Origin of the sequence: Streptomyces sp. NPDC005898, from assembly GCF_040629635.1 — a bacterium.
Lineage (GTDB): Bacteria > Actinomycetota > Actinomycetes > Streptomycetales > Streptomycetaceae > Streptomyces.
Window position 1 is genome coordinate 159996 of the sequence record NZ_JBEXWC010000012.1, and the last position, 24765, is coordinate 184760.

The 24765-nt window shown below is 74.5% G+C and carries 18 protein-coding genes; 13 read left to right on the top strand and 5 right to left on the bottom strand.

The genetic code is table 11. The features are described 5' to 3' along the window. Nucleotides 1–67 precede the first annotated feature (67 nt). The 7 genes from ABZ385_RS18610 (at nucleotide 68) to ABZ385_RS18640 (ending at nucleotide 8455) form a co-directional block, all read left to right on the top strand. The gene (locus tag ABZ385_RS18610) at nucleotides 68–1873 is read left to right on the top strand and encodes a serine protease (protein ID WP_358912218.1); all 1806 of its coding nucleotides are present in this window, start codon (nucleotides 68–70) and stop codon (nucleotides 1871–1873) included. Continuing rightward, nucleotides 1870–2034 (top strand): hypothetical protein, encoded by a 165-nt coding sequence (locus ABZ385_RS18615; protein WP_358912220.1) that lies wholly within the window; start codon nucleotides 1870–1872, stop codon nucleotides 2032–2034. Before ABZ385_RS18610 ends, ABZ385_RS18615 begins: the two co-directional genes overlap by 4 nt. Then, nucleotides 2031–2195: a hypothetical protein gene (locus ABZ385_RS18620; RefSeq protein WP_358912222.1), complete on the top strand. Its 165-nt coding sequence runs from the start codon at nucleotides 2031–2033 to the stop codon at nucleotides 2193–2195. Before ABZ385_RS18615 ends, ABZ385_RS18620 begins: the two co-directional genes overlap by 4 nt. Nucleotides 2196–2449: 254 nt before the next feature. Then, on the top strand, nucleotides 2450–4594 hold the full coding sequence (locus tag ABZ385_RS18625; RefSeq protein WP_358912224.1) for a tetratricopeptide repeat protein: 2145 nt from the start codon (nucleotides 2450–2452) through the stop codon (nucleotides 4592–4594). Then, a complete protein-coding gene (locus ABZ385_RS18630; RefSeq protein WP_358912226.1) occupies nucleotides 4591–6009 on the top strand; it encodes a vWA domain-containing protein in 1419 nt (472 codons plus the stop codon). Before ABZ385_RS18625 ends, ABZ385_RS18630 begins: the two co-directional genes overlap by 4 nt. Further along, entirely contained in the window at nucleotides 6006–7172 is a 1167-nt protein-coding gene (locus ABZ385_RS18635; RefSeq protein WP_358912227.1) for a hypothetical protein, read from the top strand. The genes ABZ385_RS18630 and ABZ385_RS18635 overlap by 4 nt, the downstream gene beginning before the upstream one ends. Beyond that, nucleotides 7169–8455 (top strand): extracellular solute-binding protein, encoded by a 1287-nt coding sequence (locus tag ABZ385_RS18640; RefSeq protein WP_358588463.1) that lies wholly within the window; start codon nucleotides 7169–7171, stop codon nucleotides 8453–8455. The genes ABZ385_RS18635 and ABZ385_RS18640 overlap by 4 nt, the downstream gene beginning before the upstream one ends. 14 nt (nucleotides 8456–8469) lie before the next feature. Here ABZ385_RS18640 and ABZ385_RS18645 read toward each other — a convergent pair whose 3' ends face one another. Together ABZ385_RS18645 and ABZ385_RS18650 are read right to left on the bottom strand one after the other, a co-directional pair. Next, complete coding sequence (locus tag ABZ385_RS18645) at nucleotides 8470–10329, bottom strand: MFS transporter (RefSeq protein ID WP_358700736.1); 1860 nt, start codon at nucleotides 10327–10329, stop codon at nucleotides 8470–8472. A 204-nt stretch (nucleotides 10330–10533) separates the two neighbouring features. Further along, nucleotides 10534–13155, bottom strand: coding sequence for a D-alanyl-D-alanine carboxypeptidase (locus ABZ385_RS18650; RefSeq protein WP_358912229.1), 2622 nt, complete (start codon nucleotides 13153–13155; stop codon nucleotides 10534–10536). A gap of 199 nt (nucleotides 13156–13354) precedes the next feature. Between ABZ385_RS18650 and ABZ385_RS18655 the strand changes: the two genes are divergently transcribed. From ABZ385_RS18655 to ABZ385_RS18665, 3 genes are all read left to right on the top strand, one after another. After that, complete coding sequence (locus ABZ385_RS18655) at nucleotides 13355–14116, top strand: GPP34 family phosphoprotein (RefSeq protein WP_358588457.1); 762 nt, start codon at nucleotides 13355–13357, stop codon at nucleotides 14114–14116. A 386-nt stretch (nucleotides 14117–14502) separates the two neighbouring features. After that, nucleotides 14503–15360: a helix-turn-helix transcriptional regulator gene (locus ABZ385_RS18660; protein ID WP_358588455.1), complete on the top strand. Its 858-nt coding sequence runs from the start codon at nucleotides 14503–14505 to the stop codon at nucleotides 15358–15360. Between the two features lie 224 nt (nucleotides 15361–15584). Further along, the gene (locus tag ABZ385_RS18665) at nucleotides 15585–15794 is read left to right on the top strand and encodes a DUF397 domain-containing protein (protein ID WP_358588453.1); all 210 of its coding nucleotides are present in this window, start codon (nucleotides 15585–15587) and stop codon (nucleotides 15792–15794) included. A gap of 157 nt (nucleotides 15795–15951) precedes the next feature. Here the strand turns inward: ABZ385_RS18665 and ABZ385_RS18670 are convergent, their stop codons facing one another. Then, nucleotides 15952–16791, bottom strand: a complete 840-nt coding sequence (locus ABZ385_RS18670) for a hypothetical protein (RefSeq protein ID WP_358912230.1) — start codon at nucleotides 16789–16791, stop codon at nucleotides 15952–15954. Nucleotides 16792–16881: 90 nt separating this feature from the next. Here ABZ385_RS18670 and ABZ385_RS18675 point away from each other — a divergent pair, with 90 nt between their 5' ends. Then, nucleotides 16882–17679 carry an SDR family oxidoreductase gene (locus ABZ385_RS18675; RefSeq protein WP_358912232.1) on the top strand — a complete coding sequence of 266 codons (798 nt, stop codon included), beginning with the start codon at nucleotides 16882–16884 and terminating at the stop codon, nucleotides 17677–17679. 207 nt (nucleotides 17680–17886) lie between these two features. Beyond that, nucleotides 17887–19446: a sodium:solute symporter family protein gene (locus tag ABZ385_RS18680; protein WP_358699202.1), complete on the top strand. Its 1560-nt coding sequence runs from the start codon at nucleotides 17887–17889 to the stop codon at nucleotides 19444–19446. Here the strand turns inward: ABZ385_RS18680 and ABZ385_RS18685 are convergent. Together ABZ385_RS18685 and ABZ385_RS18690 are read right to left on the bottom strand one after the other, a co-directional pair. Continuing rightward, the gene (locus ABZ385_RS18685) at nucleotides 19431–20549 is read right to left on the bottom strand and encodes an ADP-ribosylglycohydrolase family protein (RefSeq protein WP_358912234.1); all 1119 of its coding nucleotides are present in this window, start codon (nucleotides 20547–20549) and stop codon (nucleotides 19431–19433) included. The genes ABZ385_RS18680 and ABZ385_RS18685 overlap by 16 nt on opposite strands. A 166-nt stretch (nucleotides 20550–20715) precedes the next feature. Beyond that, nucleotides 20716–23133 carry a tetratricopeptide repeat protein gene (locus ABZ385_RS18690; protein WP_358912236.1) on the bottom strand — a complete coding sequence of 806 codons (2418 nt, stop codon included), beginning with the start codon at nucleotides 23131–23133 and terminating at the stop codon, nucleotides 20716–20718. Between the two features lie 193 nt (nucleotides 23134–23326). Here ABZ385_RS18690 and ABZ385_RS18695 point away from each other — a divergent pair, with 193 nt between their 5' ends. Further along, nucleotides 23327–24754 (top strand): FG-GAP-like repeat-containing protein, encoded by a 1428-nt coding sequence (locus ABZ385_RS18695; RefSeq protein WP_358912237.1) that lies wholly within the window; start codon nucleotides 23327–23329, stop codon nucleotides 24752–24754. The last annotated feature ends 11 nt before the right edge of the window (nucleotides 24755–24765 follow it).

The following is a 24765-nucleotide window of genomic DNA, read 5'->3' on the forward strand; positions in this document are numbered from 1 at the left end:
GCCGCGCACCGTCTCTCCCGTGCAACCCAGGCGTCATCGCCCTCCCGCGCGCCTATTCTGAGGAAGCATGGGGGACGGGGACGGAACGCGGGGAGCCGTGGGCGCGGGGGTCGAAACCCCGCGCGAGCACGGCAGTTGGCGGGTGCGGCTGCGGCGGTGGGCCACCTCGGGGAGCGGTGACGTGCTCGGCGCGGGGGTGCTGTTCGGCGGCGACCACGTGCTGACCTGCGCCCATGTCGTGCGCGATCCGGCGACCGGGCTGCGGCCCGACCGGGTGCGGGTGGAGTTCCCGCTGCTCCAAGGTCTGACCCGCACCCCTCAGCGGACCGCGACCGTGGCGGCCGGGCACTGGGTGCCCGCGTTCGGCAAGGCGCAGGGCGACCTGGCGGTGCTGGTCCTGGACGAGCCCGCGCCCGTGCCCTCGCCGGTCACGCTGCACCGCACGCTCGACTACCGGGGCGCGCCGGTCCTCATCGACGGCTTCCCGGAGTACCGCTCGGGCGGGCAGTGGCTGACGGGCGTCTGCCGGGGCCCCGGCGGCGAGGGCGACGAGCGGGTGCAGATCGACCTGGGCGGGGCGGGCGGGCTGCGCGGCGGGTTCAGCGGCTCGGGGGTGCTGGAGGAGGGCGGCGACCGGCTGCTCGGGATCGTCGTGCAGGCCGACGAGAGCGGCGAGCACGGGTACATGATCCCGGCGGCCACGGTCGCCAAGTACTTCCGCCGGTTCGCCGAGCGGTACGTGAGCGGCCCGCACGCCGTGCCCGGCCACCGCGTCGTCTCCCCCGAGGCGGCCCGCGCGGCCCGCCCGCACGGCCTACAGCGCACCGTCACCCGCTGGCTGGAGGCCGCCGCGGACGCCTGGGACACCGAGGTCCTCTTCATCGCCGAGGACGACGAACGGGCCCGGCAGGCGCTGTACGTCGTACTGAACATGGCCGACCGGGAGCAGGCGCCGCACCTGGCCGCGGGCCCGCCGCCCGGCTGCGGACCGCAGTCCCCGGGCGCCGGTCCGCCGGGCACCGGTACGCCGCTCCTGTCCCGCGCCGGGATCGCGCCCCGGGCCGGCAGCATCGCCCTGGTCCTGGACCTGGAGGGCGTGGCGCTCGACGACCCCGGCCGGCCGGAGGTGCGCGACGCCCTCGCCGTGCTGCGGCACGAGCTGCGGCACGCGGCGCGGCGGCCCACCGGCCCGGCCCGCGGGCCCGCCGTCGCCGTGCTGCACGCCGACCGCTCGCCGACCGAACCGGCCACGGCGGTCCGCGTCCTGCGGGAGCTGGCCGAGGCAGGCGCGCGGCTGCTGCTCGTCGTGCGCGACGGCACCCACGGGTTCCCCTACGCGATGGCCGAGCGGCTGCTGCCCGCCGACCGGGCCGCGCGCTGGCTCGGGCGGATCGGCGTCCGCGTGGACGAGCTGGCCGACACCGAGCGGCGCGCGCGGTCCCTCTTCCACCGGGTGGAGCCGCACGTCGTGGACCCGCCGGCCGCCACCGGGTACGCGGCGCGGGCCGCACTGTGGACCGTGCAGCTCAGCGACGAGCTGCGGCCGCTGACCGGGCGGGGCGGGCCGGGCCTCCTGGAGAAGCTGAGCCGGGCCGAACAGGCCGTGGACACCTATCTGTTGCGGGCGGCGGCCGTGGAGAGCGAGCTGCGGGAGATGCTCGACGAGCATCTGCGGCTGCGCGCGCTGCTCCGCGACCACCTGGCACGGCTGGCCCGGCGCGGCCTGACCGAACACCCCGACACGGTCGGCCCCTACCGCGAGGCACAACGGCTCCTGATGGCCGGCCCCTGCCCGCTCGCCGACGCGGAACGGGCCGTCGAAGCCTTCGCCCGCGTGGCACGGCGCCTGGCCGAGACGGACGGTGACACGTGACGCCCGTCCAGACCTGCCCGCACCCCGACACGACCCGCCCCCACCGCGAGGCACAGCGGCTCCTGATGGCCGGCCCCTGCCCGCTCGCCGACGCCGAGCGGGCCGTCGAAGCCTTCGCCCGCGTGGCACGGCGCCTGGCCGAGACGGGCGGTGACACGTGACGCCCGTCCAGACCTGCCCGCACCCCGACACGATCGGCCCCTACCGCGAGGCGCAGCGGCTGCTGATGGCCGGTCCGTGTCCGCTCGCCGACGCCGAGCGGGCCGTCGAGGCCTTCGCCCGCGTGGCGCGGCGTCTGGGCGCGGTGGGCGGTGGGGCGTGATGTCCGGCAAGGCCTGTCCGCATCCCGGGTGTTCGGGCACGGTGACGCCCACCGGTTTCTGTCTGGCCAGCGGGGAGCGTGTGGACCCCTCGACGGGGCGGCACTCCACGGAGCCCGCCCGGCCCCCGGCCCCGGCGCCTCGCCCGGAGACGAGCCCCGCCCCACCCCCGTACCCCTCCCCGGGCCTCCCCCGCGAGCGCGCCTCGTCCCGGCAACGGAAAGCCGGCGCCGCCCCCTCCGCGCGCCCGGCGCGGGTGACGCTCCCTGCGGAGAACCCCGACCCGACCGTCCTGCCCGAGATCGCCCTGCGGGACCGCGCCGACAGCGCCGACGCGGAACCGGGCGCCCCGGGTGACCTGCCGCTGCCGCCCGGCACCCTGCTCGCGGGCCAGTACCGCCTGGTGCGGGCGCTCGGCTACGGCGGGATGGGCGAGGTGTGCCTGGCCCACGACACGAAGGTCGACGGCCGCGCCGTCGCCATCAAGATGCTCCACGCCGAGCTGGCCACGGACTCGTACAGCCTCCTCAAGGGCGAGCGCAGGGAGCTGGTCGAGCTCAACCACGACGGTTTCATCCGGGTGTTCAACTACGGGCACCATCCCGGGGTCGGGGACTTCCTGGTCCTGCAGTACGTCGACGGCCTCAACCTCGAAGAGGTGCGGGCGCGCGCCCGCGAGCACCCCGAGGAGTTCGGCCACGCGCGGTTCAGGGAGTTCGCGCTCGCCTACGGGGTGCGGATCCTGGCCGGGCTCGCGTATCTGCATGCCCCCGGACGCGGCAAGGTCTACGGCGACCTGAAGCCGCCCAACGTGATGCACGACGGGTCCACCACCAAGCTCGTCGACGTCGGCAGCGTGCGCCGCGCGGGCGCGCCCGGCCTCACCACGCCCCTGTACCGCGCGCCCAGCGTCGGCGACCACGGCGAGTCCGAGCCGCAGGACGACCTGTTCAGCCTCGGCGAGACGCTGCGCACCCTGTGCGGCCTCGGCGCGAGCCGCCACGACCTCGCGGACCTCGCGGCGCTCGACCCGCTGGACGACGCCGCGGCCGGACACCGCGGGCTCGGCCAGGTCTCCCTCGCCCGCGCCCTGCGCCGCGCCACCCGCACCCGGCGCGCCGACCGTTTCGCCACCGCCAAGGAGATGGAGGAGCAACTGCGGGGCGTGTTCCGGGAGTTGCGGTCCCTGCGCACGGGCGAGGAGACCTTCGAGCCGTCGCCGCTCTTCCTGCAGTCCGCGTACGCCCTGGACGCCGGCCTCGGCTCCGCCCCCGAGGTGTCGCGCTGGGCGGCCCCGCCGTCCGCGCCCCGCCATCCGCCGCCCGCCCCGCCCGAGGTGGCCCGGCGCCTGCCCGTGCCGCGCCCCGACCCCGACGACGACCACCACGGCGAGCTGAGCAGGCTCAGCGACGACGACCCCGTGGCGCTGCTCCAGCACACCGGCGACTGGCGGGACTCCCCGGAGGTGCATCTGCTGCGCTGCCGGCTGCGGTTGCGCACCCGGGAGGGGGCCGACCCCGAGGCCCTGTCCGCCGCCGAGACCGCGCTGGCGCTGGCCGAGGACGCCATCGGGCCCGCGCGGGCCCCGCACGACTGGCGGCTCGACTGGCACCGCGGGCTGCTCGCGCTCGCCCGCCGCCGGGTCGCCGAGGCCCGCGACCACTTCGACCGGGTGTACGGCGCGATCCCCGGCGAGTACGCGCCCAAGCTGGCCCTCGGGCACTGCGCCGAGCACCTGCGGCGGCCCCACGAGGCGCTGACGTTCTACGAGGCCGTCCGGCTGCGCAACCCCTCGCTGGGCAGCGCGGCCTTCGGCGCCGCCCGCGCCCGGCTCGCCCTCGGCGGCCCCGACGCCCTCGCCGACGCCATCGCCGCGCTGGACGCGGTGCCCCAGCACTCCCGGCACCGCACCGCGGCCCGCACCGCCGCCGTGCGCGTCCGCGCCGACCACGCCCGCGACGCCGCGGGCCTGGGCACGGCGGTGCGCGGCCTCGCCGCGCTCTTCACCGCGCACGGCCTGACCGACGAGCAGGCCCGGGTGCGGATGAAGGCGGAGGTGTGGGGCGTGGCCCACCGCCTGCTCGCCCCCGCCGAGGGCGCCCCGCGGATGACCGGCGCCGAGCTGCGCGCGATCGCCGAGCGGGCCGACCCGCTGCTCGACTTCCCCCGCGACGAGCGCGGGCTGTGCAAGGACCTGTCCCGCTTCTACCGGGGCCTGGCCCTCCAGGCCGCCCGCGACGCGCCACCGCGGGACGCCGAGATCCCGCTCGCCGAACTCCTCCTGGACCGCGCCTACGCGGTACGCCCCTTCGCCTTACGACACCACAGGGACACCCCATGGCCGGGCAAGAAGATCAGGACCTGGATCAGGAACAGCACCTCCGCGCAGCGGGGCGGATGACAGGGACCGGGGCGGCGCGCGCACGCGTCACCCTGGAGGTGAGCCAGGTCGTGGAGCTGGCGCGCCCGCGCGGGTCCGCCGCCGAGGAGCCCGCGCGGATGTACGCGGTCCTCACGGTGACGGTGCGCAGGCCCGGCGCCCCCGCGCCCCGCGCGGCGGCCCGGCCGGCCGGGCCCCGGCTCGCGCAGGTGCTTCTGATCGACCACTCCTCGTCCATGGTGCTGCCGCCGAGCCGGCTGGCCGCCGCCCGCGCGGCCGCCGTGAGCGCCCTCGCCAAGCTCCCCGACGGCTCGCTGTTCGCGCTGGTCGCCGGGGGCGACAGAACCGCGATGATCTATCCGAGGCGGCCCGGGTTCGCCGTCGCGCACACCGAGTCGCGGGCCGCCGCCGAGGCCGCCCTGCACGACTGCACCCCGGGCGGCGGCACCGCGATGGGCACCTGGCTGGAGCGGGCCAGGACCCTCTTCCGCGACCACCTGCCGGACGCCGGACCGGGCACGCACCTGCGCCACGCCCTGCTGCTCACCGACGGCAGGAACGAACCGGGCTACGAGTCGCCCGCGGAGCTGCGCGAACGCGTCGAGCGGTGCGCGGGCGCCTTCGACTGCGACGTCGTGGGCATCGGGGACGCCTGGCAGACCGAGGAACTCCTGCTGATCGCGGGCGCGCTCAGTGGGCGGACCCGGGCCGTGGCGGACCTGACCCGGCTGCCCGGCGAGCTGGCCGCCCTCACCGGCCGCGCCGCCGCCCGCGACGTGACCGGCCTGCGCCTGCGGCTGCGCCACCGGGCCGGGGTGCGCCCGCACTCCTTCGAACAGGTCCACCCGACCCGCGCCGCCCTCGACCCCGCCCACACCGACCTGAGCGGCGTGCGCAGCGGGGCGGGCGGCCCCGTCGTGGAGTACGCCCTCGGGCCGTGTGGCGAGGAGACCCGCGCCTACCTGCTGTGCGTCGGCGCGCCCTACGACCCGGCGCAGCTCGGCAGGGAACTCCTCCTGACGGAAGTGGAGATCGACACCGCCGGCCCCCCGCAGGACGTCGAACTGCCCGACCCGCGGCCCGTCCTGGTGCGCTGGACCGACGACGCCGACCTCTACAGCCGCCTGGACCCCCAGGTCGCCCACTACCGGCACGAGGAGGAGCTGCACCGCGCCTTCGAGCGGGCCTGCGCCGAGCTGAAGCGGGGCGCGCGGGAGGCGGCCGAGGCGCTGCTCGGCACGGCCTGGCGGCTCGCGGTCGAGACGGGCGACACGGCGATGCGCGAACACCTGCGCCGCCTGGTGCGCGTGAGCGACGCGGAACGCGGCACGGTACGTCTCCTGGACCGCGTCGCCCGCTTCGACGTGGAGGCGGCCCGCATCCAGTCGAGCATGACGGTCCTGCCCGGGACCCGCGCCACCGGTGACCCGCGGTGAGCGCGTCCTGGCGGGCGGCGCGGCTCGTCGCCGCCGCCGCGCTGCGCCGCCTGCACCGCCACCTGTGGCCCGCCCCGCTCGACGCGCGCACCCGCAACCGCGTCTACCTGCGCGAGCGCCTGATCGCCCTGCCGCTGCTCGCCGTCGTCGCGTCCCTTTCGCTCGGCTGGGCGTACGCGGACGTCCGCGCGGACGCGGCGGCGCTGCGCGCGAGCCGACTGCCGGCCCTCGCCGACCTGGCCGACGCGGAGATGTCCCTGCGCATCGCCGACCGCGAGGCCGGAAGGAGCCTGCGCGCCGGGGAGTCGGTACGGCTGTCCGGCATCGGCAGGCGCTACCTCTCCCGCACGACGCGGGCCACGCAGCGCCTCAACCAGGTGGCCCGCAGCGGCGCCCTGACCACCGCCGAGCGCCAGGAGCTGGACGTGGTCTCCGGGCTCGTCGTCGACTACGGCAGCTGGATCGTCTTCGCGCAGAACAACGTCGGCGACCCGGTCCTGCGGGACACCGGCCTCTCGTACGCCCGCAGCATGCTCTGCACACCCCCCGTGCCGCCCCGCCGCACGGGCCCCGGCGGCTATCCGCCGTGCGAACCCGGCACCGGGTCCGACGCGACCGCCGTGGTGGACCGCATCTCCGCGCTGGAGACGAGCCTGCGCGGCCGGCTCGCCGAGCGGGCGGCCCTCGGCGGCAGTGTGCTCGCCGCGTCCGCCGTCGCGGGCTGCGCGCTCGTCCTGCTCGCCGCCGGGCTGTGGCGCACCCAGGTCTTCCTCCGCCACCGCTTCCGCCTGCGGGTCAGCGTGCCGCTGCTCGCGGCCGGGCTGCCGCTGCTCGCCGTGCCGTTCCTGGCCGCCGACGCGGTGCTCGCCCACCGCGCGCAGCAGCGGGTGGTGACCACGGCGGGCCGGCTTGCGGACGCGACGTCACCGGCGATCGAGTCGACCGTCGACGAGCGGCCCCTGGGCCCCCCGCACCCCGGCCTCATCTCCTCCCTGGCCGCCCGGGCCGACCACGAGCTGGCCCGGGGCCGGCTGGCCGCGCTCGACGGGGTGGCGCCCTGGGTGGGGCCCGCCGGACTGCTCGACGCGGGGCTGATTTACGCCACCCTGCACGCCTACCGCCGCGAGTACGTCCTCATCTCCCGCTCCGGAGCCGCCGCATGACCCGCGCCCACGCCGCCCTGCGCGTCTTCCTCGCGGCCTGCCTGCTCGCCGTGACCGCCGGGGCCTGCGCCGGACGCCCCGACGAGACGCTCGTCGTCCTCGGCCCCTGGACGGGCGACGAGGGCGAGGCGTTCGAGGCGATGCTGAACAGGCTCGACGACGGCACCGGGCAGACGTACACCTACCAGGGCACCCGCTCCCTGCGCGAGACCCTCGTCGCGCAGCTGGAGGCGGACGCCCCGCCCGACGTGGCGATCCTCAACAGCGTCGGCGAGCTGACCGAGTACGCCCGCGCCGGCCGGCTCAGGCCGCTGCCCGCCGCGGCCGCCGCCCGCGCCTATCCGCCGTGGGCGCCGCCGCTCTCCGTCGACGGCACCCGCCGCACCTACTGGGTGCCGCTCAAGGTCGACCTGAAGAGCCTGGTGTGGAGCCGGACGGGCGAGTCGGCCAGGGCGCCGAGGTGGTGCGTGGGCCTCGCCTCGCAGGCCACCTCCGGCTGGCCGGGCACCGACTGGATCGAGGACATCCTGCTCCACCGGGCGGGCCCCGAGGTCTACGCCCGGTGGGCGACGGGACGGCTCGGCTGGCGCGACCGGCGGGTCCGCGATGCCTGGACGACCTGGGCCGCCCTGCTCGGCGAGCGCTCCAAGGAGTCCGTCGACCAGTCGCTCACCATGCCGTACGCGGGCACCGCCGACCCGGCGGCCGGGGACGGGGCGGCCCCGCGCGGGCTGCTCGGCTCCATGAGCCCGCGCTGCACGCACGAGCACCAGAGCGCCTTCATCCGGTACGTCTACGCCCACGACCCGGTGCGCGTCGACCCGTCCGCGGGCTTCCTGCGCGGCCGGTCCGCCCAGGACGGCGCCTACGAGGTGGCGGGCGACATGGCGGCCGTCTTCGGCGACAATCCGGCGGCCCGCACCCTCGTCCAACGCCTGTCGGGCCGAACGGCCCGCTCGCTGTGGCGGTCCGAGGCGCAGGACGCGCTGCGGCCGCTCTTCCCCGACGCCGCCGACCCCCAGCCGAGTGACCCGACGGGGCGGCGCATCGCGCGGATCCTCACCGAGAAGGCCCGCACGCTCTGCTTCGACGCCTCGGACGTGATGCCGCCCGCCCTGCGCGACGCCTTCCACCGGGCCGTCCTGCAGTACTTCAGGAACCCCGCGGAGCGGCGCCTGGACGAGCTGCTGGGCCAGCTGGACACCGTCCGCCGGGACGCCGTGCCGGACACCGGGCCCGGCGCCCTGCCCGTCTCGGGGGTCTGCGCCCCGCCCGGCGGCTGAGGCGGGCGGGGGCGTCAGCGCCGGAACTCCTCCGGGCAGGGCGTGCCGCGGGGCAGCTGGTAGGGCGAGCCGAGCCGGTAGGTGCCGGCCTTCGGGGCGAACAGCTCGATCCACTTGTCGCCGTTGTGGTCCTCCTCGGCCTCCAGCAGGCAGCCGTTGACGTTGTCGTACTCCCTGGGGGCCGACTCGTCGTCCGCGCGCCGCCGCTGCGACTGAGCGGTCTCCCGGGGCGGCTCCAGGCCCTTGCCCCGGGTGTCGACCACGCTCACCCACGGCGAGTACGGCACGCGGATCAGCACGCGCCCCGGCTTCTTCACGCGCAGCGTCATCTCGCCCTGCTCGGCGCGCTGCACGACGGCGTTCGGCTCGGCGAGCGGCGTGGGGTCGGTGACCTTGTAGAGCCGCCAGTCGGAGTTGCCCCACACCTGCTTCAGGTAGGGCAGGCCGTCCGAGATGAGCTGCGTCTCGCGCTTGCCGCCGTCCCCGTCGGGCTCGCCCTTGGGGAGCACGACGTAGTGCACGGCCCAGCGCTTGAGCCAGTCGTGGTAGTTCGCGGAGTTCAGGGTGTCGTCGTAGAAGATGGGGTTGCGCTCCATGTCCGCCTGCCGGTTCCAGCCACGGGCGAGCTGGAAGTAGGGGGCGAACGCGGACGCCTCGCGGTGGCTGCGCGCGGGCACGACCTCGACGCGGCCCCGCTCGGCGCCGTGCTCCTGCAACTCCTTGATCAGCGGGGTCGCCAGGTCACGGGTCCAGGACAGCACCGGCCGGGTGTGCACCACGTCGTCGCCGGCCTTGAACCCGACCCAGCCGGTGAAGCCGACGAAGGCCAGGACGACCGCGTACCACTTGCGGGACTTCGGCACGGTGTACGGCAGCGCGGCGATCAGCACGACGCCCGCGAAGGACATCGCGAGCCGGGTGATGTTGGAGCCGATCTGCGAGCTGATGATCCACACCCCGAGCACGAAGGCCGCGTACACGGCCGTCGTGATCCGCACGGTCTTCCACTGCTTCGGTACGAGGAAGTAGACGAGCCCCGCGAACAGCAGCGGCAGCGACGCTGACCAGAACGACATCGGCTGCGTGCCGGAGAAGGGGAAGAGCCAGGCGGAGAGCCCGACGACCACGGCGGGCGCGACCCCGAGGGCGTACGCGCCCGGGTAGCGCTTGCTGAGGAAGAGCGCCACGGCGACGAGCCCGACGAACAGGCCGGCCACCGGGCTGCCCATCGTGGCGAGCGCGGCGAACGGCGCCGCGACCAGCGCCTTCGCCCACCGCTTGTAGCGCCAGCGGTGCGGCCAGCAGAACACGGCGGCCACCGCCATCAGGGCGAACATCTGACCGAGGCCGTAGGTCACGCGGCCCGAGACCGCGTTGCAGAACAGCGCGAAGAGCCCCGCGAGGGCGGGCCACAGCGGCTGCTTCACCGCCCGGCTGCGGACCAGGATCAGCGTGAGCAGCGTGGCGGAGAGCGTGCCCGCGATCATCATCGTGGTGCGCACACCGAGCACGGACATCAGGTACGGCGAGATGACGCTGTACGACACCGGGTGCATGCCGCCGTACCAGGCGAGGTTGTACGCCGAGTCGGGGTGCCGCCCGACGAACTCGGCCCAGGCGTCCTGCGCCGCGAGGTCACCGCCGCTGTTCGCGAACGCGAAAACCCACACGACGTGCAGCACCGCGGCGAGTACCGTCACGACGGCGACCGGGTGGCGCGCCAGGCGCGTGTGCCACGAGGAGGCGGCGGTCGGCGCCTGGGGCCGGCCGGGCGAGGAGGAAAGCGGTATTCGCGGAGCGGCGCCGGGGCTCACGCCCTCGCCGCCGTCCGGCTCGGTGTCTTCGTCGGCGCGCGTCGGCTCCGCTGTGGCCACTGAAGGCTCTCCCCGTGTCGTCCTGTCCCCCCGGGGCGGGCCGACGGGCGTCCGTCCCGGAACACCCCGATCTCAGCCCCGGCGTACTGCCCCCCGAGCTTGTGACGCTAGCACGCACGCGCGGGGGGCAGCCCCCCGTGGGCCGCTCCCCCGCGCGTGCTCGGCGGGTTTCGGCCGCGCCCTCGCCGGGCGCGGCCGCCCGCGTCAGCCGACGCGCTTCAGCTTGGCGCCGAGGCCCGGCTCGGCGAGGTCCTTCTGGAGGGCGACAGGCACCTCGACGGCCTCGCCCTTGCCGTCGCCGACGCTCAGCACGCCGACCTTGGTGCCGGCCTTCGCCGTGTGCGGGACCGCCTTGCCCTTCAGCTGTTCGAGCCGCAGCTTCACCGTCAGGCCCGACCAGCCCACCGCGGAGACGTTCTCACTGGCCACGACCGGTGTCGTGCCGCCGAGGCCGTCGTCCACCCGGCCGACGACGTCGCCCTTCTTGACGATGGTCTTGGCGGTGAGCGCCTCCTGCCCGGCCTCGATGAGCTTGCGCGTCACACCGGTGACCGCGTCGATGTTGGCGACACCGTCCTTGCCGAACTGGCCGAGGGCCGCGCCGATGATCGTCTGCGTCTCGCCGCCGACCTTCTTCTCCGCGGCGAAGAGGATGTTGCCGCCGGCGGCGGTGGTGGTGCCGGTCTTGATGCCGATGGCGACGGTCGGGACCAGGCCGAAGAAGTTGTTCTGCTTGTCGCCGTTGAGGTCCTTGTAGCTGGGCTGGCGGGAGATCTCGTTGAAGACCGGGTTCTCCATCGCGGCGCGGCCGAGCTTCACGAGGTCCTCGGCGGTGGAGACGGTCGTCTTGTCCAGGCCGCTGGGGTCCGTGTACCGGGTGTTCTTCATCCCCAGCTCCTTGGCGGTCTTGTTCATCTTCGCGACGAACTCGTCCTCGGAGTGGCTCTTGGTGTCCCAGCGGGCGAGCAGCTTGGCGACGTTGTTCGCCGACGGCAGCATGACCGCCTGGAGCGCCTCGTACTCGGAGATCTTCTGGCCCTCGGTGACCTTGACGACGGACTCCTGCTCCGCCTTGCCGGTCTCGTAGTGCTTCTGCGCGGCGGCGTCGACGGGGATCTTCGGGCCGTCCTCGCCCTTCTTCAGCGGGTGGTCGCGCAGGATGAGGTAGACCGTCATGACCTTGGCGATGCTCGCGATCGGCACCGGCTTCTGCTCGCCGGACGTGCCGAACGTGCCGATGCCGTTGACGTCCATCGCGGCCTGCCCCTCGGCCGGCCATGGCACGGACGGCTTGCCGCCCTCGAAGGTCACGCTCTGCTGGGCGGTGAGGTCCAGGGTGGGCGCCGGCAGCGGTCGCACGGCCTGTACGACCGCGAAGACGACCACCAGGAGCAGGACCAGCGGCGTCCAGATCTTGAGCCGGCGCACCGCGGTGCGCGTCGGGGTCTCCGGCGGCGGCGGGGTGTTGGTCAGCTCGGCGAGCAGGTCGAGCGGCGGCTTGGGCGGCACCGGCTGCTGGGTCGTACGCTCCACGGGCGGGGGCGCCTGGGTGGCGTCGGCCTCGGCGGCGGGGGCGTCGGCCTTCGACGCGGCGGCGGCGGGCTTGGCCGACCGCTCGTCGAGCGGCTTCAGCGCGACGAACTTGCTGGTGCGCTCGGCGTCCCGCTCGGCGGTCGGGCCGACCTCGGCGGAGTCCTGCGCGCCGCCCTTTGCACTGCCCTTTGCGATGTCCTTTGCGTCGCCCTTTGCACTGGCCTTCGCGCTGTCCTTCGCGGGGCTCTTCGCGGGGCTCTTCGCGGCGCCCTTGGCGGGTGCGTCGCCGCCCAGCTTGAGCATGGTGGTCGGCTGATCCACCTCGGGCTTGACGGTCGGCGCCCGGAAGACGGCGGTGGCCTGATCCACACCGGTGGAACCGGCGCCCTCGGCCTCGCCGGCCTCGTCCCCGGTGTCGCCCTTGCCCGAGGTGCTGCCCTCAGCGGCCGCCTTGGCCGAGGCGGCGGCCTTGGCGGCGTCGCCGGCTTCCGCGGCCTTGTCGGCGTCGGACGTGACCGAGGCGTCGTCGCCCTCCGCGCGGTCGGACTTGGCCCACGCGGGGGCCTTGGCGGCACCGGAAGCGGCCGAGACGGCGTCCCCCTGGCCCGAGCCGGACTCCTCGCGACCTGAATCGGCCGAGGCGGCAGCCGTAGCAGCAGCGCCGGACTTGCCCGGGGCGCGGTCACCCTTGCCCGAGCTGGTCCCCTCGCCGCCCGACTTGACCGGGGCGTGGTCACCCTTGCCCGAGCCGGACTCCTCGCCGCCCGACTCGGCCGAGGCGGCGGCCTCACCGGTGCCGGACCTGGCCGCGTCGCCCTTGCCCGAAGTGGTGTCCTCGGCGGCCGACTTGGCCGACGCGGCGACCTCGGCGGCACCGCCGGCCTCTGCGGCCTTCGCCGCGTCGCTCTCGGCGGAGGCGGTGTCCTCGTCGGAGTCGCCCTGCGCGGAGGGGGACTCCGCCCCGGGGTCGGCGGGACCGTCACCGCTCCCGGCGCCCGCGGCGTCCGCGTCCTCGTCCTCGTCCGACGTGGCGACCCACGCCGCCACCGCCTTCCGCAGCCGCGCGTCACCGTTCGCCCCGCCGCCGGAAGCGGCCGCCTGCGAGGTCTCCGAAGCGTCCGACGTCTCCGAGGCCTCGGAGGTCTCCCCGGCATCCGCCCGCGCCGCGGGGATCTCACGGGTGATCGCGAGCCGCGGGTCCCGTTCCTCCGGTGCCGGCGCTGAAGGGTCCGCCGCAGTCGGGTTCCCCGACGACTTCCGCTGCTTCGACCTGTCGGGGGTCTCGCCCGCCACCGATGCCTCCTCGTACCTGCGCCAAATCCGGGCCGGACCCACTGTCCGAACCGTGTACCAGTGTCCTGTGTGAGGGCTTAAACCCCCGTGGTAGACGAGAACGACATACCTACTGGTTCCCGTACATCCCGCCCACGCGCTCTCGACAGACCAATGTGAGAGGGGTCACCCTGTCACTCATCCACGCGGGGAGGCATGGATGGGCAGGAGCCGCAGAACAATTCCGGAGGAGCTTCTGCTGCTCGCTTTGGACCCGGCCACGGGTACCACGGCGCAGCCGCAGTCGCTCGACCTCGGTCTGGCCGGAGCACAGCTAGTGGAGCTGGCGCTGGCCGGACGGATAGCCCCAGACGGGGATCGTATCGCCGTGGTGATGCCACGGCCGACCGGAGATCCGACTCTGGACTCCGCACTGGAGCTGCTGCGCAGACGCGGCAGTCCGGTTCGGGCGGTCCACTGGATCGGCGGGCCCCGGCTGGGGCTGCGCCAGATTTACCTCTCGCATCTGGAGCGGTGCGGCATGGTGCATGCCGTGGCGGGCCAGATGTGCGGAGTACTGCCGACGACTCGCTACCAGGCGACGGACACGGCGATCAGCCGGGACATCAGGGCCCGGCTGGACTCGGCGATCCGCACCGGCGTACCGCCGGACCCGCGGACCGCGGCGCTCGCCGCGCTGGCCCACGCGGTCGGTCTCGGCAAGCATCTGTACCCCGGGAACGAGGGGCGTTCATCGCGCTCCCGCCTCCGGGACCTGATCAGGCACGACCCCATGGGCGGCCTCGTGGCGCACGCCGTGATGGACGTCCAGAACGGCGTGGCGGCCCAGCCGCGCCGCAGCGCCGCACCGGCGGGCCCCACGGGTCCCGGCGGGCGGCAGCCGGCCAGGGCGGTGGCGGACGCGGACGGGATCCCGATGCAGCCGCGCCGCGGATCCATGGCACGCGCCGTGGCCCACTGAGGCACGGCACCGCACAGCACCGCACCGCACCACCGCCGACGCACCGCGTCACCGGCGGGCAACCGCTCAGCAGTACGTGACCGCTCAGCACCACCGCACCAGTACCAGCGCCGCGCCGCAGTCCCCCGGGCCCGGTTCGGGAGCCGCTGGGCCGCGCGGGGAGGGGTACCGGACCGTCCGGACGACGACACCCCGGGACCACCGCCCCGCGCGGCCGCACACCCTGCGCCGCACCCCGCGGCGCCGAGGGGCCTGCCCGCACCCGCCTTGGTCCGCCCGCACGTTCGCACATCCGCTGTTTCCCAGCGGTGCCCCGCACGTTGGTGGCACTCTGCTGAGCAGTAGATACGCAAAGTCGTGGCAGGCAAGCCGGAGGTGCGCGTCCCGTGGCGTCCAATGTCAATCCCACCGTCAGACGACGTCGTCTGGGCCAGGAGCTGCGCCGGCTCCGCGAGTTGAAGGGCATGACGGCCGAGGAGGTCGCCGAGCGCCTGCTCGTCTCGCAGTCGAAGATCAGCCGCCTGGAGAACGGCCGCCGCTCGATCAGCCAGCGCGACGTGCGCGACCTCTGCGGTGTCTACGAGGTCGAGGACCACCGCATCGTCGACTCCCTGATGCAGATGGCCAAGGACTCGCGCCAGCAGGGCTGGTGGCACTCCTTCGGCGACATCCCGTACAGCGTGTACATCGGGCTCGAGACGGACGCCGCCTCCTTGCGCGTGTACGACCCGCAGGTCGTCCCCGGCCTGCTCCAGACCCGCGCCTACGCCGAGGCGCTCATCACCGGCGCGCTCCCGGAGACCACGACGACCGACATCGAGAAGCGGGTCCAGGTGCGCATGCGCCGCCAGGAGCGCATCGCGGCGCCGGAGAACCCGCTGCGCCTGTGGACCGTCCTCGACGAGTCGGCGCTGCGCCGCGTGGTCGGCTCGCCGCAGCTGATGCGCGACCAGCTGGAGCACCTCCTGGAGCAGTCCCGGCTGCCGCACGTGACGGTCCAGGTGATCCCCTTCGAGCTGGGCGCCCACCCCGGGCTCAACGGGCAGTACGCCATCCTGGAGTTCCCCGACGCCGCCGATTCCAGCGTGGTCTACATCGAGGGCGTCACCAGCGACCTCTACCTGGAGAAGGCGAACGACGTCCAGCAGTACAGCGTGATGTACGAGCACCTGCGCGCCCAGGCGCTGAACGTGGACCAGTCCCGCCGCCTCATCGAGGAGATCGCGCAGGGCTACGGCCGCTGACCGCGCAGCCCGGACACCGCCTCACCGGGTAAATCGGCGCACGGTACACCCTTGCCTCGCCGCGGCGGAAGACCCCCCTGGTATATGCCATCCGGTCGAGTGAACGCTCCCTTCATGCGCCGAAGTTGGCGAGTAGCGTCCATCACGCCATCGAGCACAAGCGTTGGCATCCACCGCGGCGACGCGGCGACAGCAACTCAACGACTGGGCAAAACGGAGAGACCATGGCAATTCAGCAGGGCGTTTCGCACATGTGGGTCAAGTCCTCGTACTCCACCGGCAACGGCGCGTGCGTCGAGGTCAAGTCGCCGCAGGCGACCGGCATCGCGGTGCGTGACTCCAAGGTGACCGAAGGCCCCGTCCTCGCCTTCCCCGCCGACTCGTGGAACGCGTTCGTCACCGAGGTGAGCCGGGGGGCTGCCGGGCTCGCGTGAGACTGCGGCACCGGCCGGACCGACCGGCCCCCGGAAGAACAACCGCAGCACCACAACCGCATAGGCACCACCGTATGAGCCCTCTCGACTGGCCCGCCGTCCCGGCCGAGGGGGCTCGGCCATGCGCCCGCGCCGCCGCCCGGCTCAGCGCAGCCGCTCAGCGCAGCAGGTCGACGTACAGGTCCGTGCCCGGCACCGTCGGAATGAAGGGCGCGACCAGTTCCACCCGGCCGAGGCCCGACGCGGCGACGGCGGTGTCCCGCCCGGTGAAGTGCGCCTCCCAGCACGCCCGGGGGTCGTCCTGGAGGAACCACAGGAGCGTCAGCCGGGTGTCCACCGCCTCGACCTTCTTCACGTACGTCATCCGGTCCCCGGGCAGCGGGGTCGGCCGGAAGAGCGTCACCATCGCGGCCGGCGATCCGGCGAGCGCGCCCGGCAGGTGCCGGGAGCACAGCCACTCCAGCAACGCGGCCCTGCGGTCCGGGGCTTCGGCGTCGATGACCTCGAGGACCAGGCCCTGGTAGGGGTGGTCGAGCGCGTGGAAGTCGCGCGGGCCCACCGCGCCGTCGCGGTAGACGGTCGCCTCGTGGTCCTGGAAGGCGGTGAAGACGTGGGTGCGCTCCTGGTGGACGCGGCCGTCGCGGTTCAGCCGCTTGTTGATGCCGACCGTCCACTTCATGTGGTCGGCGTAGCGCCCCTCGGTGATCCAGTACGTGGAGAGGTAGCAGCCGGCGGTGACCGGCTCGGCCACGGCGGAGCGGGCCGGATAGCGCAGGAGCCGGAGGTCGCGCGTGGCCACCCAGCGGCGCCCCGCGTACATCCAGGGCATGGCCATCGCGCCCGCGTAGTAGTGGTCGTCCTCGTACCAGCGGTTGTACGCGCGCTCGTGCCCCGGATGCGGCTCGACCATGGTGATCAGGGCGTGCCCGGGGTGCACGCCGTAGGGGCCGACGGCGGCCAGCTCGGCGTATAGGTCGCTGCGGGTGTCTCGCGCCACGGCTCTGCCCTGCCTCTCTCTTCCTTCCTCCGGTGGACGCCCATACTCTGACGCCCCGTCAGACGAACTGCCAGAGCCGGGAGGCATCCCATGGCGCCGTCGTCGCTCCTCGCGGGAAAGACCGTCGTCGTCTCGGGCGTCGGCGCGGGACTCGGTCACCAGGTCGCGGCGGCCGTCGTGCGCGAGGGGGGCAACGCCGTGCTCGGCGCGCGCACGGAGGCGAACCTCGTCAGGACGGCCGCCGAGATCGACCCCGGTGGCGCGCGCACCGCCCACCTGGCGACGGACATCACCGACGAGGGCCGGTGCCGGGCGCTCGCCGCGCTGGCGTGCGAGCGGTTCGGGGGGATCGACGCGGTCGTCCATGTCGCCGCCTGGGACAGCCACTTCGGGGGCCTGGAGGACGCGGACTTCGAGACATGGCGCGGGGTGCTGGACGTCAATCTGCTCGGCACCCTGCGCATGACGCGCGCGTGCCTGCCCGCGCTCAAGCAGCGGCGGGGCGGTGCGGTGGTCCTGATCGGCACGCAGTCGGCGGTGGCGGCGCCCTCGGAGGTGCGGCAGATGGCGTACGCGGCGTCGAAGGGGGCGCTGATCTCCGCGATGTACTCCCTCGCGCGGGAGCTGGGGCCGCACCGCGTGCGGGTCAACACCGTGCTGCCGGGCTGGATGTGGGGGCCGCCGGTGGAGGCGTACGTCCGATTCACGGCGGGGTCCGAGGGGGTGCCGGAGGCGGAGGTGCTCGGGCGGCTCACCTCGCGGATGGCCCTGCCCGAACTGGCCACGGACGCGGACGTGGCGGACGCGGTCGTCTTTCTCGCGTCCGAGCGGGCCCGTGCCATCACCGGGCAGTCGCTGCTGGTCAACGCCGGGGAGTTGATGCGGTAGGCGGATTCACCTCCAGTCAGATACGTGAACCCAGATCAGCTTTCCGAACGAATTTGCCTGCTCTTGACCTTACCCCCCGTTGTCGCCGACGTGTGCCCGAACCCACGATGAGCACGCACTTCCGGGCCGTCCACGGCCCCCACGGCCTCGTGTGGCGAAGTGCGAGCCATTCAGCGCAGTTCACCAGGCGGACCCCTGGAGGGCCACATGAACAGTCTCGACTGGGCCGTGCTCATCGGCTACTTCGGCGTGATGGTCGCGATCGGCGTGTGGTCCCACAAGCGCGTCGACAACGTCAGCGACTTCTTCACGGCCGGCGGGAAGATGCCCTGGTGGCTCTCCGGCATCTCGCACCACATGTCCGGCTACAGCGCGGTGATGTTCACCGGGTACGCGGGCATCGCGTACACCTACGGCGTCACGTCCTTCGTCACCTGGTCCTTCCCCATCGCGCTCGGCATCGCCATCGGCGCCCGGCTCTTCGCCCCCCGCATCAACCGGCTCCGCTCCCGCCTGCACGTCGCCTCGCCGCTCGAATACCTGAAGAACCGCTACGACCTGCGGACCCAGCAGGCGCTCGCCTGGTCGGGCATGCTGCTGAAGATCGTGGACGTGGGCGCCAAGTGGGCCGCCATCGCGACGCTGCTCTCGGTGTTCACCGGGGCGTCGCTGAACCAGGGCATCCTCGTCACCGGCGTCATCACGGCGATCTACTGCACCATCGGCGGCCTGTGGGCGGACGCGCTCACCGAGCTGGGCCAGTTCGTCATCCAGCTGTTCGCCGGGGTCGCGATGTTCGTGGCCGTCGTCGCCGAACTCGGCCCGCACGGCGGCTTCCTCGGGGTCTGGGACGAACCGGAGCTGGCCGGGCACGGCAAACCGCTGGTCGGCCCGTACGGCACGGTCTTCCTGCTGGCGTTCCTCTTCATCAAGCTCTTCGAGTACAACGGCGGCATGCTCAACCAGGCGCAGCGCTACATGGCGACCGCCAACGCCAAGGAGGCCGCGCGCTCCGCGAGGCTCTCCGCGATTCTCTGGCTCGTCTGGCCCCTCGTCCTGTTCTTCCCCATGTGGATGTCGCCGCTCCTGGTCGACGCCAAGAAGCCCGACGGTTCGGACGCGTACGCCCTGATGACCGAACAGCTGCTGCCGCACGGCCTGCTGGGCCTGGTCATCGTCGGCTTCTTCTCGCACACCATGGCCATGTGCTCCTCCGACGCCAACGCGATCGCCGCCGTCTTCACCCGGGACGTGGCGCCGGTCCTCTCCGCGCGGGCGAGGGGCTGGTCGGAGCGGGCGGGGCTGCTCGCCGCCCGGCTGACCACGGTGGCCTTCCTGGGCCTGTCCATGGCGGTCGCCACGCAGGTCAACTCCCCGGCGTTCAAGGACATCATCACCGTCGTCATCAAGTGGGTCGCCGGTCTGATGGGGCCCATCGCGATCCCGATGATGCTGGGCCTGCTGCGCGCCTTCCGCACCTGCGGGCCGACGGCCGCGCTGACCAGCTGGGGCGCCGGACTGTTCGCCTTCTACCTGGTCAACTACCCCGTGAACGACGCCGTCGAGGGCGGTGTCGCCCTCCAGTTCCAGGTGTCGATCCCGCTGGCCGTCTCCCTCGTCCTCTACGTCCTCGTCGGCCGGCTGAAGCCCGAGGACACCCCGGAGCGGGACGCGCTCATCGAACGCGTCAACACCGACGACGACGGCCCCACGGGCGCCGCCGGGGCCGAGGCGCTCCCGGCGAAGTCGCCTCAGGCGCGGGGATAGCGGGCGAGCCAGCCCGGGGCGGAGGCGGCGGGGCCGTGCAGGGCCGGGCCCTGGGTCATCTCCATCGCGAAGTCGTCGGCCAGCTCCAGGATGGTGGGCCGGCCCTCCAGCTCGGTGAGCCAGCCCGGCGGCAGCGCCGTCTCCCCGTGCAGCGCGCCCAGCAGCGCCCCGCACAGCGCGCCCGCAGCGGCCGACGCCCCGTCGTGGTTGACGGCGAGCCGCACCCCGTGCCGGACGTCCTCGCCGACCAGCGCGCAGTACACGGCGGCGGCGAGGACCCCTTCGGCGGTGCCGTCCGCGAGCAGCTCGCCCACCCGGGCGGCCGTCGGCATGCCCTGGCGCACGGCGCCCAGCGCATGTCGCAGGGCGTCCGTGACGGGCTGGTGGCCGGGGCGGGCGGCGAGCAGGGCGAGGGCCCGCTGGAGCGCGCCGTCCAGGGACTCGCCGCGGGCGAGGCCGTGCACGACGAGGGCGTGCGCGCCGGCCGCCAGATAGGCGGTGGGGTGGCCGTGGGTCTGCACGGCGCCCTCGACGGCGAGTTGCAGCACGAGCTGCGGCTCCCAGCCGACGAGGAGGCCGAGGGGCGCGGATCTGACGGCGGCCTCGGGGCCCCGGGCGTCGGGGTTCTTGGGGGTCTCCAGCGTGCCCATGATCACGTTGCCGAGGCCGAGGAGGCAGGCCCGGGGAGGGTCGCGCCGCTGGTACAGCCACTCCTCGCGGGCCAGCCAGCCGTCCTCCTCGCGCCGCTCGTCGGGCCCCCAGTCGCTCTGGGTGGCGAGCCAGCGGCGGTAGGCGCGGTGCAGGTCGGTCGGCGGATGCCAGGCGCCGGTGTCGCGCCGGACCTGGGCGCGGATGAGCCCGTCCACGGTGAAGAGGGTGAGCTGGGTGGCGGCGGTGACCGCGCCGCGCCTGCCGTACGCCGGGACGGGCTCGGTCAGACCGTCGGCGCCGTGCGCCGCCCGTATCGCCGCCAGGGGGAGGGCGTCGACGGGCGCCCCGAAGGCGTCGCCCACGGCGGCCCCGAGGAGCGCGCCCCGCACCCGGCTGCGGAAGTCCTGCTGCTCGGCGCGGCCCCAGACACCGGTGGCTGCCGCTGTGCCCACCGGACCTCCCCACACGCCTCGACCGGTTGCGTCTGCGCAGCACTGTAATCGAACGGGAACGATCGGTTCAGCACGCAAGGGGTATGCGGCAAGACGCCCCTGAGGTCGCATTTGGACGACGTTCACGGGAGCTTCGCAGGGCCTGCGGACACCGTGTGCCGGGCCTTCATCCGCCGGACACGGAGGCGCCCGCGTCACCGGCGCGCATCCGCTCCCGCTGCTCCCGCGCCCACGCGTACCCCGGGTCGATCCGCAGCGCCTCGTCCAGGGAGGCCAGGGCCTCGGTGACGCGGCCGAGGGCCTCCAGGGACAGGGCCCTGGAGCCGCACGCCCACGCGTAGCCGGGGTCCAGGGACAGGGCGCGGTCGAACTCGACGACGGCCTCCTCGTGGCGGCCCGCCGAGCGCAGCACATTGCCCCGCTCGCCCAGGGTGCCCGCGACGTCCGGGGCGAGCCGCTCGGCCCGGTCCAGGTCGGCGAGGGCGCCCGGCACATCGCCCAGGTGGTGGCGGACCCGGGCCCGGCGGCCCAGCGCCCAGGCGTACTCCGGCCGCAGGGCGATCGCCCGGTCCAGGTCGTCCAGTGCCTCGCGGAAGCGGCCGAGCGCGCACTTGGCCTGGCCGAGGCTGCCCAGCGTCACCGGCTCCGCCGGGTCCAGCTCGTGCGCGCGCTCCAGCCAGGGCAGGGCCTCGGCCGGGCGGCCCATGCGCCGGTAGGTCTCGCCGCGCTGCTGGGCCACCCACGCCGCGTCGGGCGCCAGCTCCGCGGCGTGCGCGAGGTGTTCCAGCGCCCGCTCGTACTCCCCGAGGGCCCGGCGGGTGATCGCCAGGTCGTGGTGGCCCCAGGGGTCGGCGGGGTCCAGGGCGATGGCGCGCTCGTGGTCGCCGAGTGCCTCGCGCGGCCGGCCGAGGAGGAAGAGCCGCAGGCCGCGCGCGTTGTGCGCGGCCGCCCTGCCCGCGTCGTCGAGCCCGGCGCGGCCCAGGAGCAGTTCCAGCACCCGCAGCGCGCCCTGCGCCTCGTCGGCGAGCGCCGCCCCGCAGTCGTCGGCCCAGGCCCGCAGCTGCCGCGCGTCGGTGTCCTCGGCCGCGTCCTGCACGGCCCGCGCCCACTCGCGGGCCACGGCCGTGTCCACGCGGCACGCGCCGACGCCGTCGCGCAGGACGGCGGGCAGCGCCTCGCGCGGGCGGGCGCACAGCCGGTGGTACTGCTCCTCGACGCGCGCCGCCCGCCAGGCGGGCCGCGACCAGGCGTCGTCCGGCCGCGGCGGGCTCCCCTCCGCCTCCTCCAGGGCGGTGCGCCGCCGCCCGTACAGCTGGGCGAGGCGGGTGTGCCCCGCGGCCCACTGCTCGGGGGTCAGGCTCCGGCGCAGGCGCAGCATCGGGGCGCGCACGACACCGTGGTAGCGGCTCTCGCCCCCGCGGTCGGTCCGTACGAACGGCATGGCGCGCAGCCAGGCGTACAGCTCCGCCGGGTCCTCGCCGCCCTCGCCGGTGGCCGCGCCCACGACCTCCTCGTCCAGGCGCCGGGGCAGCGCGCAGGCCAGGGCCGCCGTGCGGCGGGCGGGGTCCGGCTCGCCCTCGAGGAATCGTTCCACCGCGGTGGCGCTGGGGTCGCCCACGTCGGAGGGGCCGGCGGGGCCGCTCTCGGCGAGGGTGGAGACGAGCACGGGCAGGCGGCCGGACAGCCGCAGCACCTCCGCGACCACCGGTTCGTCGGTGAGGCCCTTGGCGGCGAGCAGGGCGCGCGCCTCCGCCTCGGTGAAGGGCCGCAGCGGCAGTTCGGTCGCGAAGTGGGCGGCGCCCTCCCAGCGGGCGGGGTCGAGGGGGCGCTGACCGGCGGTCACCACGACGACGTTGGCGGCCAGTTCGCCGTAGCGCTCGCTGGTCATCACGGCGTGCAGCCAGCGGTCGAGGAACGGCGCCGTGCGCTCGTACGTGTCGAAGAAGAGGACCACCCAGGGCACGGCGCCGGCGGCCTCGGCCAGCTCGGCCATGAGCACGGGGGTCAGGAGGCGCTCCGGTTCGAGGGCGGGCGGCGCCTCCTCCTGGCCGCGCAGGCGCGAGCGCAGCCGGTCCGCGCCGCGCGCGAGGCGGTCCGCGTCGAGGACCCCGGCGAAGCCGCCCACCACCGGCACCATGCCGAGGCCCACCACGCCGGCGCGGGCCGCCACCGCGCTGCCCGTGGAGGGCCCGTCGGGACCGGGCTCGCGCAGGGCGGCCGCGACGGCCTCGTGGCTGCGCTGCCGATGGGCGGCCAGCGCCCGCTCCAGCGCCTTCAACGTCCGGCCCTGCTGGGCGAATTGGTCCGCCATGCCGGTGATGGCCTCGGGGATGCCGGCCGCGCCCTCGTCGACGTGGGCGACGAGGGCGCCCCGGTCCCTCGCCAGCTGGGCCAGCTCCCGCACGAGCGAGGTCTTGCCGACGCCCGCCGGGCCGTGCACGTGGAACAGGAACCGGTGGCGGTCGTCGTCCACCGGCACGTCGAAGTTCTCCCGGAACAGGCGCAGTTCCTCGCCCCTGCCCACGAAGGCGGCCCGGCGCCTGCGCCGGATCAGCTCCTGCATCGACACTCTCGCCCGCGCCATCGTGCCCCTCCCCCGGCCGCTTCGGCCGCCCCGACCGGCGGCCAGTGTCCCGCATATGGGCGGGCCGCGAGGTGAACGGCCGCCGTACTCGATGGAACGTCCGCATCTCGTAACGGAGTTCCTGTGGTGTACAACCTTCGCTCCGGACGGCCCGTCTCCCGTTGTGTCACAGACGTTTTCCACAGGAGGCTCAGTGCCCCGCCGCACCCTCATCACCGCGATCGCCGTCGCCGCGCTCGCGACCCCCCTCGCCGTCGCCGCCGCCGGCCCGGCGTCGGCCGCGCCCGTGCCGCCCCGCACGCCGGTCACCGACTTCAACCACGACGGGTACCCCGACCTCGCGGTCACGGCGCCCTCCGGCACGGTCGACGGCGTCGAGAAGGCGGGCTACGTCTCCGTCGTGTACGGCACCGCCTCGGGGCCCGGCCCGGCGCGCCACCAGATCATCGACCGCTCCACGCCGGGCGTGCCCGGCGAGCCCGCGGGCACGTACGCCTTCGGCTACCAGTCGATCCCCGGCGACCTGGACGGCGACTCCTACACCGACCTGCTCGTGGCCGGCGGTGACGACAACGGCAACAAGGCCACCGTGCTGTGGGGCTCCAAGGACGGCCTGACCGGCCAGAACACGCTCCTGCCCTACCAGTACTCCGAGTTCGCCCTGGGCGACTTCAACGGCGACGGCAAGCGCGACCTGGTCGTGAACGCCGAACCGAGCGACGACCCGGACGTCTCCGGGATGACGATCCAGTACGGCCCCTTCACCCGGGACGGCAAGACGCGCACGCAGGACAGCTTCACCACGAGCGACGGCCCGACGGGCATCCGCTCCTTCATCACCGGCGACCTGACGGGCGACGGCGTGGACGACATCGTCACCACGCACGGTTTTGAGGAGATGCAGCACGAGGCCCGCTTCTGGAAGGGGTCCAGGAGCGGCGTCAGCCACACCTCCAAGGCGCTCGGCACGGCCTACAGCGGCACCGTCGGCGATGTCGACGGCGACGGCTACGGCGACCTGATCACCCGCGACATCGGCTCCGTCACCGAGGTCATCGACAGCCACCCGGGCAGCATCACCATCCAGTACGGCGGCTCCACCGGCCCCACCGACGCCCGCAAGAAGGTCATCACCCAGGACACGGCGGGCGTCCCGGGGGCGAGCGAGGAGAACGACGCCTTCGGCGCCTCCCTCAGCGCCGGTGACGTGAACGGCGACGGCAGGGCGGAGGTCGCCGTCGGCGTCCCCGGCGAGAGCCTCGACGCGGCCACCGGCACCGGCGCGGTCGTCCTGCTCAAGGGCGCGTCCAAGGCCGCTGGCGGCATGACGGGCAAGGGCGCGGTCGCCTACAACCAGAGCACCGCCGGGGTCCCCGGGGTCTCCGAGACGGGCGACGACTTCGGCCGCCGGGTGTCCCTCACCGACCTGAACAAGGACGGCAAGGCCGATCTGACCGCCACGGCTCCCGGCGAGGACGGCACGTACACCGACTCGGGCGCCCTGTGGAACCTCTACGGCTCCGCGAGCGGCCTGACCACGACCGGCGCGGGCACGCTCAGCCCGGTCAAGCTCGGCGCGCCCGAGAAGGACGCCAAGTGGGGCCACACCCTCGCCGGCTGACCCGCCGCCCC